Origin of the sequence: Streptomyces sp. NPDC091972 (assembly GCF_044756385.1) — a bacterium.
GTDB lineage: Bacteria > Actinomycetota > Actinomycetes > Streptomycetales > Streptomycetaceae > Streptomyces.
In genome coordinates, this window is record NZ_JBIVSV010000001.1 from 249,929 (window position 1) to 265,468 (window position 15,540).

At 72.7% G+C, this 15,540-nt stretch carries 17 protein-coding genes and 1 pseudogene; 11 read left to right on the forward strand and 7 right to left on the reverse strand.

Going from position 1 to position 15,540, the window contains the following annotated elements; all coding sequences use genetic code 11:
* The first annotated feature begins 36 nt into the window (after window positions 1–36).
* Window positions 37–696: a GntR family transcriptional regulator gene (locus ACIQJT_RS01135; protein ID WP_402638816.1), complete on the forward strand. Its 660-nt coding sequence runs from the start codon at window positions 37–39 to the stop codon at window positions 694–696.
* 115 nt (window positions 697–811) lie between these two features.
* Here ACIQJT_RS01135 and ACIQJT_RS01140 read toward each other — a convergent pair whose 3' ends face one another.
* A complete protein-coding gene (locus ACIQJT_RS01140; RefSeq protein WP_365454387.1) occupies window positions 812–946 on the reverse strand; it encodes a hypothetical protein in 135 nt (44 codons plus the stop codon).
* 9 nt (window positions 947–955) lie between these two features.
* Here ACIQJT_RS01140 and ACIQJT_RS01145 point away from each other — a divergent pair, with 9 nt between their 5' ends.
* Window positions 956–1,612: a hypothetical protein gene (locus tag ACIQJT_RS01145; RefSeq protein WP_402638818.1), complete on the forward strand. Its 657-nt coding sequence runs from the start codon at window positions 956–958 to the stop codon at window positions 1,610–1,612.
* Between the two features lie 5 nt (window positions 1,613–1,617).
* Here ACIQJT_RS01145 and ACIQJT_RS01150 read toward each other — a convergent pair.
* Both ACIQJT_RS01150 and ACIQJT_RS01155 read right to left on the reverse strand, forming a co-directional pair.
* Window positions 1,618–1,897 (reverse strand): annotated as a pseudogene (locus tag ACIQJT_RS01150) (DUF1905 domain-containing protein).
* Between the two features lie 25 nt (window positions 1,898–1,922).
* Complete coding sequence (locus ACIQJT_RS01155; RefSeq protein ID WP_402638820.1) at window positions 1,923–2,600, reverse strand: TetR family transcriptional regulator; 678 nt, start codon at window positions 2,598–2,600, stop codon at window positions 1,923–1,925.
* Window positions 2,601–2,675: 75 nt separating this feature from the next.
* Between ACIQJT_RS01155 and ACIQJT_RS01160 the strand changes: the two genes are divergently transcribed.
* Complete coding sequence (locus ACIQJT_RS01160) at window positions 2,676–3,353, forward strand: class II aldolase/adducin family protein (RefSeq protein ID WP_402638822.1); 678 nt, start codon at window positions 2,676–2,678, stop codon at window positions 3,351–3,353.
* A complete protein-coding gene (locus tag ACIQJT_RS01165; RefSeq protein ID WP_365454399.1) occupies window positions 3,350–4,288 on the forward strand; it encodes a carbohydrate kinase family protein in 939 nt (312 codons plus the stop codon). Before ACIQJT_RS01160 ends, ACIQJT_RS01165 begins: the two co-directional genes overlap by 4 nt.
* 186 nt (window positions 4,289–4,474) lie before the next feature.
* Here the strand turns inward: ACIQJT_RS01165 and ACIQJT_RS01170 are convergent, their stop codons facing one another.
* Genes ACIQJT_RS01170 through ACIQJT_RS01185 form a run of 4 tightly spaced genes read right to left on the reverse strand, consistent with a single transcriptional unit; the run spans window position 4,475 to window position 8,456 of the window.
* On the reverse strand, window positions 4,475–5,011 hold the full coding sequence (locus ACIQJT_RS01170; RefSeq protein ID WP_280848104.1) for an NUDIX hydrolase family protein: 537 nt from the start codon (window positions 5,009–5,011) through the stop codon (window positions 4,475–4,477).
* 7 nt (window positions 5,012–5,018) lie between these two features.
* A complete protein-coding gene (locus tag ACIQJT_RS01175; RefSeq protein ID WP_402640038.1) occupies window positions 5,019–6,200 on the reverse strand; it encodes an amidohydrolase family protein in 1,182 nt (393 codons plus the stop codon).
* On the reverse strand, window positions 6,200–7,603 hold the full coding sequence (locus tag ACIQJT_RS01180) for a glutamine synthetase (protein WP_402638825.1): 1,404 nt from the start codon (window positions 7,601–7,603) through the stop codon (window positions 6,200–6,202). Before ACIQJT_RS01180 ends, ACIQJT_RS01175 begins: the two co-directional genes overlap by 1 nt.
* 40 nt (window positions 7,604–7,643) lie before the next feature.
* On the reverse strand, window positions 7,644–8,456 hold the full coding sequence (locus ACIQJT_RS01185; protein WP_365454405.1) for an SAM-dependent methyltransferase: 813 nt from the start codon (window positions 8,454–8,456) through the stop codon (window positions 7,644–7,646).
* Window positions 8,457–8,657: 201 nt separating this feature from the next.
* On the opposite strand from ACIQJT_RS01185, the gene ACIQJT_RS01190 reads away from it, so the two are divergent.
* Genes ACIQJT_RS01190 through ACIQJT_RS01220 form a run of 7 tightly spaced genes read left to right on the forward strand, consistent with a single transcriptional unit; the run spans window position 8,658 to window position 15,537 of the window.
* Window positions 8,658–9,290 carry an XRE family transcriptional regulator gene (locus ACIQJT_RS01190; protein ID WP_365454408.1) on the forward strand — a complete coding sequence of 211 codons (633 nt, stop codon included), beginning with the start codon at window positions 8,658–8,660 and terminating at the stop codon, window positions 9,288–9,290.
* Between the two features lie 52 nt (window positions 9,291–9,342).
* On the forward strand, window positions 9,343–10,668 hold the full coding sequence (locus ACIQJT_RS01195; RefSeq protein WP_402638827.1) for a M24 family metallopeptidase: 1,326 nt from the start codon (window positions 9,343–9,345) through the stop codon (window positions 10,666–10,668).
* On the forward strand, window positions 10,668–11,645 hold the full coding sequence (locus ACIQJT_RS01200) for a thiamine pyrophosphate-dependent dehydrogenase E1 component subunit alpha (protein WP_402638829.1): 978 nt from the start codon (window positions 10,668–10,670) through the stop codon (window positions 11,643–11,645). Before ACIQJT_RS01195 ends, ACIQJT_RS01200 begins: the two co-directional genes overlap by 1 nt.
* Entirely contained in the window at window positions 11,633–12,613 is a 981-nt protein-coding gene (locus ACIQJT_RS01205; RefSeq protein WP_402638831.1) for an alpha-ketoacid dehydrogenase subunit beta, read from the forward strand. The genes ACIQJT_RS01200 and ACIQJT_RS01205 overlap by 13 nt, the downstream gene beginning before the upstream one ends.
* A 22-nt stretch (window positions 12,614–12,635) precedes the next feature.
* Window positions 12,636–13,982: an amidohydrolase family protein gene (locus ACIQJT_RS01210; RefSeq protein WP_402638833.1), complete on the forward strand. Its 1,347-nt coding sequence runs from the start codon at window positions 12,636–12,638 to the stop codon at window positions 13,980–13,982.
* Window positions 13,979–14,851, forward strand: a complete 873-nt coding sequence (locus ACIQJT_RS01215) for a cupin domain-containing protein (RefSeq protein WP_365454423.1) — start codon at window positions 13,979–13,981, stop codon at window positions 14,849–14,851. The genes ACIQJT_RS01210 and ACIQJT_RS01215 overlap by 4 nt, the downstream gene beginning before the upstream one ends.
* On the forward strand, window positions 14,848–15,537 hold the full coding sequence (locus ACIQJT_RS01220) for an SDR family oxidoreductase (protein ID WP_365454426.1): 690 nt from the start codon (window positions 14,848–14,850) through the stop codon (window positions 15,535–15,537). The genes ACIQJT_RS01215 and ACIQJT_RS01220 overlap by 4 nt, the downstream gene beginning before the upstream one ends.
* Window positions 15,538–15,540 lie beyond the last annotated feature (3 nt).

Below are 15,540 nucleotides of genomic sequence, written 5' to 3' on the forward strand. Positions count from 1 at the left end.
GTATGGGAGCTCGCCGCACAGGTCAAGGGGGCATCCATGCAGCAGGTCGCGACCGGGATCGAGGAGCTGTCGCTCGCCGAGCGCGCGTACCGCGCCATCCGGGACCGGCTCGTCATGCTGGAGATCCGGCCGGGCGCGCCGATCAACGAGGAACAGCTCGGGCAGTCCCTCGGCGTCGGACGCACACCCGTGCGCGAGGCGCTCAAACGGCTCCAGTACGAGCGGCTGATCACCACCTATCCCCGGCGCGGCACCTTCGCCACCGAGGTCAACATCACCGACCTCGTCCACATCTCCGAGGTGCGCCAGGAGCTGGAACCGCTGGCAGCGGCACAGGCCGCGCGCCGCGCCACGGCCGCCGACCGCGCCGGCCTGACGGAGCTGCGGCGCGAACTCGAGTCCGCCGGAGCCCCCGGACGGGACTCCGCCCAGCTCATGCACCTGGACCTCCAGGTGCACCGCGCCATCTACACGGCCACGCACAACCCGTACCTGGAGGACACCCTCGTCCGCCACGACAACCTCGCCACCCGCATCTGGTGCCTGTTCGTGGACCGGCTGTCGGACATGGCCGGCCATGTCGAGGAGCACGGCCCGCTGATCGACGCGATCGTCTCGGGCGACGCGGACAGGGCGGCACGGCTGGCCCGCAGCCACGTCGAGGGTTTCGAACAGGCGATCCGCCAGGCCATGTGAGACGGGCCGGCCGCCGCAGGGAGTTCCGTCCTGCGTTCCGCCGGCGGGCGGGGTTCGCACCGCCTAGGCACCGCCGGACGGGACCGGGTGGCCACCGCCGCGCGGAACGCCGGCCTCAGGTGCCGGCCCGGTCGCCGTCGAGGTCGGGCTCGGTGTCGGTCACGGCCGAACGATACGGGGCCCTGCGGGTGCGGCTGCCGGGGCGGCGCCCGGGGGAAATGCGTTCGGGTGCGGCGGCGTCGTCTGTCACGCTGGGCGGGTGCTGCTCAAGCTGACGGGTTCCAGCTGTTCCGGCAAGTCCACGCTCGCCCTGGCCGCGGCCGACCGGTTCCCGGGGATCGCCGTGCACGACTTCGACGAGATCGGTGTTCCCGACCGACCCGGGCCGCACTGGCGGCACCGCGCGACCGAGTGGTGGGTGCGGCGCGCGCTGGAGTACCAGGACCGCGGGATCGATCTCCTGCTGACCGGGCAGTCGCCGCTGGGCGAGGTGCTGGCCGTCCCGTCCGCGCCGCTGCTGGACGGGATCGCCGTGTGCCTGGTCGACGTCGACGACGACACCCGGCGTGCCAGGCTCGCCCGGCGTGACCCCGGCCGATGGGACGCCCGGGCGGTCGGCGCCTTTCTCGGCTGGGCCGCCTGGCACCGGGGGCACGCCCGTGACCCCCGGCATCTGCCCGGGGCCGTCGTCGACGGCGGCTGGCCGGAGATGGTCTGGCACCGCTGGACGTCATGGGCCGCCGACGACCCGCGCTGGCGCACCCACCTGGTCGACACGACCGGCAAGGCGCCCACGGCGTCCGCGGAAGCGGTGGCGCGCTGGGTGAGCGCACAGCGGGAAGCGCATCGGTCCGGACGGCTCGCCCTGAGCCGGGGCTGGACGGATGCCGGCGGTGCCCGCTCCGCGTCCCGGTGACCGGTTCAGGAGCGGACCGTCATCTCCACCCGCACGTCGTCCCCCGCGGCGAGCCCCTCTGGCACCGCACCCCGTTCTTCAGGGGCAGCAGACAGCCGCCGTCCTCCGGGAACAGGGAGGTCGTGAAGGCGACCTCGCCGATCCGGGCCTCGACCGGGATCACACCGCAGCCGTAGGTGGCCAAGCGACCCACATGTCGGCGGACTCCTGGCCGGGAACCGGCACGAAGCAGCAGGGGGCCGGGCCCCGCCGTTCGATCACCCGGCCGGTGAAGGCGAGTTGCACGAGACCCCCTCCTGTCCCGACGACGTCAGGACAGTCCGTACCGCGCCGCGATGTCCGTGAGATAGCCGCGCAGCATGATCTTCGCCTCCTCCAGGAGTGCCGCGTCCCCCTTGGTGTCCCGGCGGAACGCCTCCTGGGCGAGGGCGTCCGCGGCCAGGAGCGCGGCGTGGCAGACGCGGGCGAGGGTCTCGTCGTCCTCGGCGAGGTGAAGCGCGAGCAGGACGCGGCGGATCCCGTCGGCCATCCGGTGCTTGTGCTCGCGGTCCGCGGCCCGGGTCCGCTCGGTCAGCCCGCTGCCGAACCACAGGGCGCGGAAGCCGTGTTCGGTGCGGTAGATCTCGGCGTAGACGTCGACGAGGACACCCACCGGGTCCTCCCAGCGTTCCACGGCCGCCGCCTCCACCAGCGCGTCCATCGCCGCTTCGAGCTTCGCGAAGTAGCCGGCCGCGAGCGCCTCGATGATCGCCCCGCGGTCGGGCAGGTACTGGTAGAGCGAGCCGACCGACACCCGCGCCTCGGACGCGATCCGGGTCGTGGTGAGCGACTCGACGCCCTCCTCCACCAGGATGCGCTCCGCGGCTTCGAGCACCCTGGCCAACCGGGCCCGGCTGCGGGCCTGTTGGGGAGTGCGGCGCAGGGAGGCGATCCATGCGGCCGGGTCGGTGCCCGGGACGGACTCAGCCACGGGACGACCCTCGCTCATCCACGCGACGACCTCACGCGACGACCTCCGAACGTGAACGTGACTTTGTTTCAGGTTTAGGTTAGCGTCGCGCGCATGACCGACTCAAGCCCGGCGCTGAGCGAGGAGCGGGCCGCGGTGGCGGACGCCTGCCGCCGTCTGGGGGCCGAGGGACTGCTCATCGGTACGGCGGGGAACGTCAGCGTCCGCGTCGAGGACCGCGTGGCGATCACCGCGACCGGAGCGGTCCTCGCCGAGCTCACCCCGGACCAGGTGACCGTCGTTGACCTCGACGGGGAGATCGTGGCCGGCGGCCTCCTGCCGACCTCGGAACTCGACCTGCACCTGGGTGTCTACCGCCGCTACGGCACCGGCGCGGTCGTGCACACCCACGCACCGATGGCCACCGCCCTCTCCCTCGTCCTCGACGAACTGCCCTGCGTCCACTACCAGTTGCTGGCCCTCGGCGGCACCGTCCGGGTCGCCCCCTACGCCACCTTCGGCACCCCGGAGCTCGCCGAGTCGGTGCTCACCGCACTGGAGGGCCGGGGCGCCGCCCTGATGGCCAACCACGGGGCCGTCACCCACGCCCCGACTCTCGACAAGGCGGTCGAGCACGCGCTGCTGCTGGAGTGGGCCTGCGGTGTCTACCAGCGCGCCGCCGCCCTGGGACAGCCCCGCTTCCTCGACGAACAGCAGCAGATCGCGGTGATCGAGGCAGCCCTCGCCCGCAACTACGGCACCACGCAATCCGCACAGGAGGGAACCCGATGAAGGCGCAGAACGTGGTCACCATGGGCGTGCACGTGCTGGACGTCCTGGTCCGGCCGGTCGAGGAGATACCCGAGGGACAGGGCGCGACGCTCGTCGAGGACATCCGCATGACCGCCGCCGGCACGGCCGCGGGCACCGCCCTCACCCTCGCCAAGCTGGGCGCCTCGGTGCGCACCGCCGGCGCGATCGGTGCTGACCCGACGGGCGACCTGCTCACGGCCCTTCTCGACAAGGCGGGCATCGACACCTCGCTGCTCGTCCGCCGGATCGACACCTCCACCTCCGCGACGGTCCTGCCGATCCGCCCCAACGGCGACCGCCCCACCCTGCACCTGCTCGGCGCCAACGTCACCTACGGCCTCGACGACGTGCCCTGGGACGCGGTCGCCGAGGCGAGCCACCTGCACCTCGGCGGACCCGAGCTGATCGGCGCCGACGTCGCCGCCCGCATCCTGGCGCACGCCAAGGAGCACGGCGTGGTCACCTCGGTGGACCTCCTCGCGCCGGGCGAGCTCGGCACCTTCGACCAGATCGAACCGCTGCTGCCGTACGTCGACTTCCTGCTCCCCAACGAGGACCAGGTCCTCGGCTTCAGCGAGGAACAGGACGTCGTCACCGGCGCCAAGCGGTTCCTGGCCGGCGGGGTGGGCCTGGTCGCGGCCACCCGCGGCGGCGACGGCGCCCTCCTGGTGACCGCCTCGGGCACGGAGACGGTGCCGGCCTTCGAGACCGAGGTCGTCGACACCACCGGCTGCGGCGACGCCTTCTCGGCGGGCTTCCTGCGCGGGATGAGCCTGGACCGCACGCCACGCGAGGCGGCGGTCCTGGGCTGTGCCGCGGCGGCGCTGGTGGCACAGGGCCTGGGCAGCGACCATGGCGACTTCGACCTGGCGGAGGCCGACGAGTTCTCCATGACCAGCAGGACCCGCTCCTAGGCCGCAGCCATGCCCCGCGGTGTGCGAGGGCGCGGAACGGGCCTGGGGCGGCCGGTGTTGCGGCAGCATCGGGTCCGTACCGCGCCACCGCACACCTGGGAGTTCCCATGCCCCGCTCCGCCACCGGCGGCGCGCCCGGCACGACCCGGCCCGAGGAGACCGGCTGACCGGGCACGGGCGGGGGCCTCAGATCGCGCAGCCCACGTGCGCCAGCGCCTGCTTGAGCAGCACCCCGTGACCGCCGGGCATCTCGCTCGCCACCGCCGGTGACAGGGCCTCCTGCGGGCTGAACCACACCAGGTCCAGGGCGTCCTGCCGGGGCCGGCAGTCGCCGGTCACCGGGACGACGTAGGCGAGGGAGACCGCGTGCTGGCGCGGGTCGTGGTAGGGCGTGATGCCCTGCGTGGGGAAGTACTCCGCCACCGTGAACGGCTGGAGCGAGGAGGGGATCCGGGGCAGCGCCACGGGCCCCAGGTCCTTCTCCAGGTGCCGCAGCAGGGCGTCCCGGACCCGCTCGTGGTGCAGAACGCGGCCGGAGACCAGAGTCCGGCTGACCGTTCCGTCGGGTCCGATGCGCAGCAGCAGGCCGACGCTGGTGACTTCGCCGCTGTCGTCGACGCGCACCGGCACGGCCTCGACGTACAGGATGGGCATCCGGGCGCGCGCCTGCTCGAGATCGTCGGCGCTCAGCCAGCCGGGCGTGGTTTCGGTCAAGTCAGACATTGCTAGATCATACTTTCCGGGGACGGGGGTGCTCGGTCGCACCCGCCTGGTCGGACGGGGACGGGGCGGGAAGTCCGTAGAGGCGGCGGGCGTTGTCCCCGCTCGTCCAGGCCGCGATGCGCAGTGCGTCGGGCAGGCTCAGCTCGTCGGCGTCCACTCGTTCCTGGAGCAGCCCGGCGAGGCCCTGCCGGAAGGAGAGCGCGCCGAGCAGATGGAATTCGGCCACTCCGTAGGCGTCGGAGCTGTACAGCAGCTTGCGGAACGGAGTGATCTCCAGCGCCTCCGCCAGGACCGCCCGGGACCGCGCGGGGCCGACGTGGTGCAAGGTCAGGCCCACGTCCAGGTACACCTGCTCGAACACCGCGGCCAGGTAGGCGGCCTGCCTCTGGTACGGCCAGCAGTGCAGCAGCAGAACCGGGACCGTGCCCGCGGTCAGGTGCAGCCAGTCCGTGAGGTGGGTCGGATCCACCCGGTGCATGCGGATGTCGCTGTCACCGAACCCGGTGTGCAGCTGGAGCGGCAGCCCGAGCTCCACGGCGGTCCACAGCAGATGCCGTACGAGGACGGGATCGGCCAGCCGCCCGCCGCGGGCGAACCAGCCGGCGGCGGCCCGGGTGACCTCCGCGTCCGAGGGGCGCGCCGGGTCCAGGTCGAAACCCGTGCGGTAGGCGGCGACGGACTTGACGGCCACCACGTCCGGACGCCCCACGGCCTCCAGAGCGGCCGCCCGGAACGCGTCGGCGTACGCCGACGGCTCCACGCCCCGCGCGGCCACCGCCTCCGCGACACCCTCCAGGCGTACGACCTCGTAGGCCGTCCCGTCCGCGAGCGCGGCCAGTTCCCCGGGCGAGGTGACGCGGTCCGGCGTGTACCCGGTGTCGACGCAGAACACGCCCGCGCCCGCGGCGTTCAGGAAGCGGCGGTTGACCTCGTGCGGGCCGAGTTCGGCACGGCGGGCCAGATAGGCGTCGGGCGGCGCGTGGCGGGGGAGGTCCAGCAGGGGTGCGCAGTGCCGGCGGACCGCCATACCGACGGGGGTGTCGAAGGGGGAGATCCCGGGCCACGCATCGCCCTCGGTGAGCAGTGACTCGAAGCCCGCCCGGTCGAGGGCGCCGGTGACGACCCCGTGGCAGTGGTGGTCCACCAGCCGGGCGGCGGCGAGGGCTTCGTGGACGGGTCCGCTCATGATCAGTACTTCCAGCGGTACGCCGCCGCGATCTGCTCGTCGTCCAGGTCGGCCACGGAGTCGCTCTCCCCGAAGCGCACCGCGACCACCGCGTCGGCGAGGACCGGACCGAGCGCGGCCCGCAGCTGCTCGTCGGCGCGGAAGGCGCGGACCGCCTGGGACAGGGAGGTCGGCAGCCGGCGTACGCCCAGGGCGGCGGCCCGGTCTGCGGCGAGCAGGGCCGGATCGCCGGTGATCTCCCTGGGCAGGGGCATGGCCGAGGTCAGTCCGTCGAGCCCGGCCGCGATCAGACCGGTGAGCGCGAGGTACGGGTTCGCGGCCAGGTCCACCGGCTTCAGCTCCAGGTTGGCGGCCCGGTCGGTCAGGCCCGCGGTGCCGGTGACGATCCGGACGGCCGCCTCCCGGGTCTCCCGGCCCCAGGCGGTGAACACCCCCGCCCACTGCGAGGGCTTCAGGCGCAGATAGCTGGCCGGGCTCGGCGCGGTCAGGGCCGCCAGCGCGTGCAGGTGGGCGAGGACACCCGCGACGAACCACTCGGCCTCGCGCGTCATGCCGTACCGGCCCTTGCCGCCCGAGTGCAGGTTCACGCCGTCGCGCCAGGCGGAGAGATGCAGGTGGCCGCCGTTGCCGACGCCCTCGGCGAGGACCGCCGGGGAGAAGGAGACCACGAGCCCGTGGCGCTGGGCCACCGCCCGGACGGTCTGCCGGACCAGGACGCTGACGTCGGCCGCCGCCACCGGGTCCAGGGCACCCGTCGAGATCTCGAACTGCCCGGCCGCGTACTCGGGATGGAGCTGCTCGACCTCCACGCCCTGCTCGGCGCAGGCCGCCAGCACGTCGGCCGCGTAGTCGCTCAGCTCCACCTGCCGGGTGGCGCCGTACGCAGGTCCCGACACGGCGGGCACGAAGTCGCCCTCCGCCGCCGGGCCCCGCCCCACCGCCCACTCGATCTCGATGCCCGCCTCGAAGGTGATCCCGTGCCGCTCGGCGGCCGCCGTGACGATCCGCCGCAGGACCGTGCGGGAGCAGCCCGGGTGGCGCTCGCCCTCCTGGGTGATCCGGTCGACCGGCGCCCACGCCCAGCCGGGCTGCGCGGCCAGGGCCACGAGCCGGTCGAGGCCGGGGTACAGGCGCAGATCGCCGTCGGGGGAGCCCAGGCTGTCCGTGGTGACGATCGAGTCGTTCGCCAGGAAGGTGTCGAACACCGGTGACATGCCCACGCCCCAGGCCGCGGCCGAGGGCAGCTTCGCCGTCGGGATCGTCTTCACCCGGGAGATGCCCGCGGTGTCGACATAGGCCAGCACCACACCGTGCACGCCCTTCGCGGACAGCTCCTCGCTCAGTGCGGTGGCCCGGTCCACGTCCCCGGGACGGCCTCCGGGGACGGGGTCGGCAAGGGTGGTCATACGTCCTCCACGACGACGGGCTCGGCCGGACGGTCCCGCGTCAGGGTTTCACGGCCACCGCGCCGTACTGCGGTACCACGGCGGGGGAGTCGGAGCCGGCCCGCCACTGCGAGCAGGAGACCAGGCCCGGTTCGAGGAGGTCGAGCCCCTCGAAGAACGCGGCGATGTCCGCGCCGCTGCGGGCCGTGATCGGCGGAGTGGCGTTCTCGTTCCAGAACTTCATGGCGGGGATCTGGCCCTCGCCGCCGACTTCGCTGTCGAACGTCGGGTGGGTCAGCGCCAGATGGCTGCCGGCGGGCATCGCGGCCATGATCTCGCGGGCGATCCTGCGCGCCTCGTCGGTGTCGAGCACGAAGTTGAGGATGCCGAGCATCATCACCGCGACCGGCTTGCTGAAGTCCAGTGTCCGCGCGGCCCGTTCCAGGATGGCGGCCGGGTCGTGGACGTCGGCGTCGATGTAATCGGTGACACCCTCGGGGGTGCTGGTCAGCAGGGTGCGGGCGTGGACCAGGACGATCGGGTCGTTGTCGACGTAGACGATCCGCGCGTCGGGCGCGATGCGCTGGGCGATCTCGTGGGTGTTGTCCACCGTCGGCAGCCCGGTGCCCACGTCGAGGAACTGCCGGATGCCCTGCTCCTCGGCGAGGAAGCGCACCGAGCGGCCCAGGAACCAGCGGTCCGCGCGGGCGATCTCCCGGATGACCGGGAACATCCCGGCCACGTGGTCGCCTACCCGCTGGTCGACCTCGTAGTGGTCCTTGCCGCCGATCCAGTAGTTCCACACGCGCGCGTTGTGCGCCACACCTGTGTTCAGCCTCGCCGACGCACCCGACGGGGTGTGGCTCTCGCTCACGACTGTGCTCCTTCTCGCCCCTGCTGCCGTTGCCGCCATTGTGCCGTCCGATGATCAGCTTGTCCCGGAAACCGCGACGCGAACGCCCTGTCCCGCGGTGCCCCTGTCCGGCGTGCGTCGCCGAGGGCGGTGGCGCCGGTGCCCTTCCCCCTCCGGAGGCCCGGGTTGTTCAATGGGGCTGCACATGAGAGGAGGGCGCCCGTGTCCCCTGGACCCGTGCCGTCCGTCGGCGGGCGTATCCGGCAGGCGCGTCTGGAGCGCGGTCTGGGGCTGCGTGCCCTCGCGCGGGAGGTCGGGGTCTCCGCGAGCCTGGTCTCCCAGATAGAGACCGGCAAGAGCCAGCCCTCGGTCAGCACCCTGTACGCCATCACCACAGCCCTCGGCATCTCCGTGGAGTCCCTCTTCGAGGGGCGGGAGACCGCCGCGGCGGTGCCCGCGGGCCCCGTCATGCACGCCCTCGCGGCCTTCGCGGCCGACCCCGGCCGGCGCATAGGACCCCTGGTCACCCCGGGTGAGCGGGAGGTGCTGGAGCTGGACTCCGGCGTGGTGTGGGAGCGGCTGGGGCACGTCCCCGGCACGGACGTGGACTTCCTGCTCGTCACCTACCGGCCCGGCGGCTCCTCCTCCGGTTCGGGCGCTCTGATGCGGCACGCCGGGACCGAGTACGGCTATCTGACCTCCGGCGAACTCGTCCTCACCCTCGGCTTCGACGACCGGGTCCTGCGCCCCGGCGACGCCGTCTGCTTCGAGTCCGCCACCCCCCACCGCTACCGCAACGACGGCGAGGAACCGGCCGTGGGCGTCTGGTTCGTGGCGAGCCGAACTGTTCAGTGACACTTGACACTCCCCGAGGACGGTCGTTGACTCGACGGTGGGGGTGGTCGCGATGGCGATCCGCACATACGGCCCCAATGCCGTCGACTGGGAAGAGCGCGTCGACCTGGACCGGCTGCGCCGACAGCGCCTGGCCCGGCTCCACGACACGCTGAACCGCTCCGAGCTGGGCGCCGTGCTCAGCTTCGACTTCGCCAACATCCGTTACATGACCGCCACGCATATCGGCACCTGGGCGATGGACAAGCTGATCCGCTTCGCCCTGCTGGTCCGCGGCGGCGAACCGGTCGTCTGGGACTTCGGCTCCGCCGCCCGCCACCACCAGCTCCACAACCCGTGGCTCGACTACAGCGACGGCAAGGAGGGTCCCCCCACCGGAGCCCGCGCCGGCATCTCCACCCTGCGCGGCGCCTTCCACCCGGACGCCGGCATCGCCGAGGACGTCGCCGCGAAGATCGCCGCTGAGCTCCGGGCCCACGGCCTCGCCGGCGAACCGCTCGGGATCGACGTCGCCGAGATGCCCGTCCTCGCCGCCCTGCGCGCCGAGGGCATCGACATCGTCGACGGCCAGCAGGTCTTCCTGGAGGCCCGCCGCATCAAGACCGGCGACGAGATCTCCCTGCTCGCCCAGGCCTGCGCGATGGTCGACGCGGCCTACGAGGAGCTCTACGCCCACCTGCGCCCCGGCGTCCGCGAGAACGAGTGCGTCGGACTGGTCAGCAAGGTGCTCTACGACCTCGGCAGCGAGTACGTCGAAGGCGTCAACGCCATATCAGGGGAGCGCTGTTCACCCCACCCGCACGTCTACAGCGACCGCCTGATCCGCCCGGGCGACCCCGCGTTCTTCGACATCCTGCACAGCCACCTCGGCTACCGCACCTGCTACTACCGCACCTTCGCCGTCGGCAGCGCCTCCCGCGCCCAGCGGGACGCGTACGTCCGCTGCCGGGAGTACATGGACCAGGCCATCGCCCTCGTCCGGCCGGGCGCCACGACCGCCGACATCGTCCGGATCTGGCCGCGCGCCGAGGAGTTCGGCTTCGCCGACGAGACCGCCGCCTTCGCCCTCCAGTACGGCCACGGCGTCGGCCTGTCCATCTGGGAGAAGCCCGTCTTCAGCCGCCTGGTCTCCCTCGACCACCCCGAAGTCCTCGAAGAGGGCATGGTGTTCGCCCTGGAGACCTACTGGCCCGCCGCCGACGGCTGGTCCGCCGCCCGGATCGAGGAGGAACTCGTCGTCACCGCCGACGGCTGCGAGGTCATCACCAGGTTCCCGGCGGAGGAGCTGCTGGTCGCGGGCCGCAAGTACTGGACGGTGGGCGGCGAGCTGAACACCCGTCGTGAGTCGCAGTCGCATCTCAACAACGGGAAGCACTGATGGAACCGGCCGAACTCCTCGCCCTGTACGAGCGGATGACCCTCATCCGCCGTACTGAGAAGGCCGCCCACGACCTGTTCCTCCAGGGCCTGGTCAAGGGCACCACCCATCTGGCCGCGGGGCACGAGGCGATCGCGGTCGGCGCGAGCGCCGCCCTGCGCGACGACGACTACGTGTTCGCCACCTACCGCGGCCACCACCACGCCATGGCCCGGGGCGCCACTCCTGAGGAGTGCCTCGCCGAACTCATGCAGCGGGCCACGGGGTTGTGCCGGGCCAAGGGCGGCTCCATGCACCTCACCAAGGCGGCCACCCACATGCTCGGCTCCTACGCCATCGTCGGGGCCCACCTCCCGATGGCGGTCGGTGCCGCCTGGTCGGCGAGACTGCGCGGCACCGGCCAGCTCGCGGTCGCCTTCTTCGGGGACGGCGCCACCAACATCGGCGCCTTCCACGAGGCGCTGAACCTGGCCGCCGTGTGGCGACTGCCCGTGCTGTTCGTCTGCGAGAACAACCTGTACATGGAGTACACGCCCATCGCCGACGTCACCGCGGTGCCCCGGCCCGCCGCCGACCGGGCGTCCGCGTACGGCATCCCCGGCGAGGTCGTCGACGGCAACGACGTCGTCTCCGTCCGGGAGGCGGTGGCACGCCTGGCGGGCCGGGCCCGGGCCGGCGACGGGCCCGCCGTGCTGGAGGCCGAGACCTACCGCCACTTCGGGCACAGCCGGACCGACCCGGCCACCTACCGCCCGGCCGAGGAGGTCGAACGCTGGCTCAAGCACGACCCGTTGGACATCGCGCGGGGGCGGCTCGTCGAGGCCGGGGTGCCCGAGGAGAGGGTCACCGCGGCCGACGAGCGCGCGCGGGCCGTGGTACAGGAGGCGGTCGAGGCCGCGAAGAACGCGCCGCCGCCCGATCCCGGCGAGGCCTTCACCGACGTATGGGCGGACGGAGGTGCGGCATGGCGGACGTGATCTCGTACCGCGAGGCGGTCTCCGAGGGCATCGCGCGGGAGATGCGGCGCGATCCTTCGGTCGTCTGCCTGGGGGAGGACATCGGCGCGGCCGGCGGGGTGTTCAAGACGACCGTCGGGCTGCACAAGGAGTTCGGGCCCGAACGGGTGTGGGACACGCCGATCTCCGAACAGGCCATCGTGGGCGCCGCGATGGGTGCCGCGATGACCGGGATGCGGCCCGTCGCGGAGATCATGTTCTCGGACTTCCTGGCCTGCTGCTGGGACTACCTAGCCAACGAGATCCCCAAGGTGCGCTACATGACGGGCGGTCAGGTCACCGTGCCGCTCGTCGTGCGCACCGCCAACGGCGGCGGACTCGGTTTCGGCGCCCAGCACTCGCAGGCCACCGAGAACTGGGCGCTGACCGTGCCCGGGCTGAAGATCGCGGCACCCTCCACCCCCGCCGACGTCGTCGGGATGATGGCGGCCGCGATCCGCAGCGACGACCCGGTGGTGTTCTTCGAGCACAAGGGGCTGCTGGCCACCAAGGGCCCGCCCCCGCCGCCGGACCACGTGGTCGACCTGGGGCGGGCCGCAGTCGTGCGCGAGGGGGCCGACGTGACACTGGTCGCGCTCGCGTCGATGGTGCCGGTCGCGCTCACGGCCGCGGAGCGGCTCGCGGAGGAGGACATCGACGTCGAGGTCGTCGACCTGCGCACCCTGGTGCCGCTCGACACGGCCACCGTCCTCGCCTCGCTCGGGCGGACCTCCCGGCTGGTCGTCGTCGAGGAGAACCCGTACCAGGGCGGCTGGGGGGCGACCCTCGTCTCCGTCGTGGCCGACGAGGGGTTCGGGCTGCTGGACGCGCCGGTGCGGCGGGTGGCGGGGGAGTGCGTGCCGCTGCCCTTCGCGGACGCGCTGGAGGAACAGGTCATCCCCACCGTCGACAAGGTCGTGGCGGCCGTCAGGAGCCTCGCCGCGTACTGAACACCCCCTAGGAGGAAGCGCGATGACCCATCGGACACTCCTTCGCGCCGGACACGTGCTCTCCATGGACCCCGGCATCGGGGACCTGCCGAGGGGCGACGTCCTCATCGAGGACGGCAGGATCGCGGCCGTGGACCGCGAGATCAACGCGGACGCCGAAGTCCTCGACATGACCGGCCGCATCGTGATCCCCGGCTTCGTCGACACCCACCGCCACACCTGGGAGGCGTCGATCCGGAACGTGGCACCGGACGCCACCCTCGACGACTACTTCGTCGACATCCTCGACACCTTCGCCCCCCTCTACACCCCCGAGGACGTCTACGCGGCCAACCTCGCGGGCGCCCTGGAGTGCCTCGACGCCGGCATCACCACGCTCGTCGACTGGTCCCACATCAACAACACGCCCGAGCATCCGGACGCGGCGATCCGGGCCCTGACGGAGACCGGCATCCGCGCCCAGTACGCGTACGGCAGCGCCAACACCTCCCTCGCCGACTACTGGTTCGAGAGCAAGATCGCCATTCCGGGCGACGACGTGCGCAGGGTCCGCTCCGCGTACTTCTCCTCCGACGCCGGCCTGCTCACCCTGGCCCTCGCCACCCGGGGCCCCGGGTTCTGCGTGGGCGACGTCGTCACCTCCGAGTGGGCCCTCGCCCGCGAGCTGGACATCCCGATCACCGTGCACGTGGCCATGGGCCGGCTCGCCGGGCGCTTCGGCATGGTCAGGCAGCTCCACGACCTCGGACTGCTCGGCCCCGACACCACCTACATCCACTGCTGCTACCTCAGCGAGGAGGAGTGGCGGCTGGTCGCCGACAGCGGCGGCACGGTCTCCATCGCGCCGCAGGTGGAGACGCAGATGGGACACGGCTGGCCGCCGGTGATGAAGGCGATCGAGCACGGCCTGCGCCCCTCCCTGAGCATCGACGTCGTCACCACCGTGCCCGGCGACATGTTCACCCAGATCCGCGCGGCCTTCGGCGCCGAGCGCGCCCGCGTGAACGCGGCGAGCTGGGAGGCCGACGTCCCGGTACCGGAAACAATGCTGACGGCACGTCAGATGCTGGAGATCGCCACCCGCAACGGCGCCCATGTCGCCGGCCTCGAGGACCGCACCGGATCGCTCACCCCGGGCAAGCGCGCGGACGTGGTGGCGATCGACGCGACCGCCCTGAACGTGGCTCCCGTGCACGACGCGGCCGCCGCCGTGGCACTCAGCGCCGACGTGTCCAACGTGGACACCGTCATCGTCGACGGGGTCGTCCGCAAGCGCGACGGCAGGCTCACGGCCGACGTGGCGCGGGCCCGGCGCCTGGTCGAGGAGTCCCGCGGCCGGCTGCTGGCGGCGAAGGGGGCCCGGGCGTGACACGGCACCTGGTGCGCCGGGCCACCGACCCCCCGGAGCCGTCGTACGACGAACACGGCTACCGGCGCAGGGAGTTGGTCGGGGAGGCCGACGGCAGCTCGCACACCGGTTTCGGGGTGTGCGAGCTGCGCCCGGACGGCTCGGTCGCGGCCCATGTGCACTCGTACGAGGAGAGCTTCCACGTCCTCGACGGCGCCGTGGTCCTCGATGTGCCCGAGGGGTCGTACCTCCTGGAGGAGGGCGACTACGGGCTGCTCCCGACCGGCGTGCCGCACGCCTGGCGCGGTGCGGGGGACACCGTCGCGCGCTGGGCGGACATGCTCGCACCGGTGCCGCGCGCCCGGTACGGGTACGACACCCAGCCGGTGGCCCCGTGGCCGGTACGTCCTCCGGTCCGCGTCGACGTCCGTGACCCGCGCACCCGGTCCTTCGGGCACTTCGAACCCGCGCAGATGGACCCCGGCAAGCAGTCCCAGGACCTGCTCGCGGTGTCGGCGAGCATGCGGACCGCGCTGCTCGTCTACAGCGGGATCACCGTGAAGATGATGGTCGACGGTGACCTGGGCGCGGTGGCCTCGACGATGTTCATGGTGCAGTACGCGCCCGACGGCGTGGCGGGCACGCACGACCACCCCTTCGAGGAGACGTACCTGTTCCTGGAGGGCGAGGCGGACGCGGTCTTCGACGGCTCGCGCCATCGGCTCGGGCCGGGCGACTGCGCCTGGGCGGGCGCCGGTTGTGTGCATGGATTCTCCAACGCGGGTGACGGGCCGCTGCGTTGGCTGGAGACCCAGGCGCCGCAGCCGCCGGTGCGGCACTCCTACCGGTTCACACGGGACTGGGACTACCTGAGGGAGGCTTCGCGATGAGCGGCGTGGTGGTGGTCGGCGGCACCTCGGGCATCGGGCGGGAGTTCGCCCGGGTGCGGGCCGAACGCGGCGACGAGGTGGTGATCACCGGGCGGGACGCCCACCGCACCGACACCGCGGCCAAGGAGATCGGTGCCCGGGGGCTGGCCCTGGACCTCGCACGGCCGAAGGGCGTCGTCGACGCGCTGAGCGACGTGGGAACCGTCGACCACCTGGTGATCGCGGGCGTCTCCCGCGACGAGAACCGGGTCGCCGCGTACGACATCGACGCAGCCGTCCACCTCGTCACCCTCAAGCTCGTCGGCTACACCGCCGTCGTGCACGCGCTGCGGTCCCGGCTCCACGACGACAGCGCCGTCGTGCTGTTCGGCGGACAGGCCAAGGAGCGGCCCTACCCGGGCGCGACCACGGTGGCGACGGTCAACGCCGGGGTGACCGGGCTCATGCACACCCTGGCCCTCGAACTCGCCCCGGTGCGGGTCAACGCGATCCACCCCGGGGTGGTGGGGGACAGCCCCTACTGGCGGGGCAAGCCGGAGGAGGTCCTCGCCGGTCTGCGGGCCAGGACCCCGACCGGACGGCTCGCGACGGTGGCGGACGTGGTGGACGCCGTGGACTTCCTGCTGCGCAACGGCTCGGTCAACGCGGTGGAGTTGAGCGTGGACGGCGGATGGCTGCTCGGGTGACGG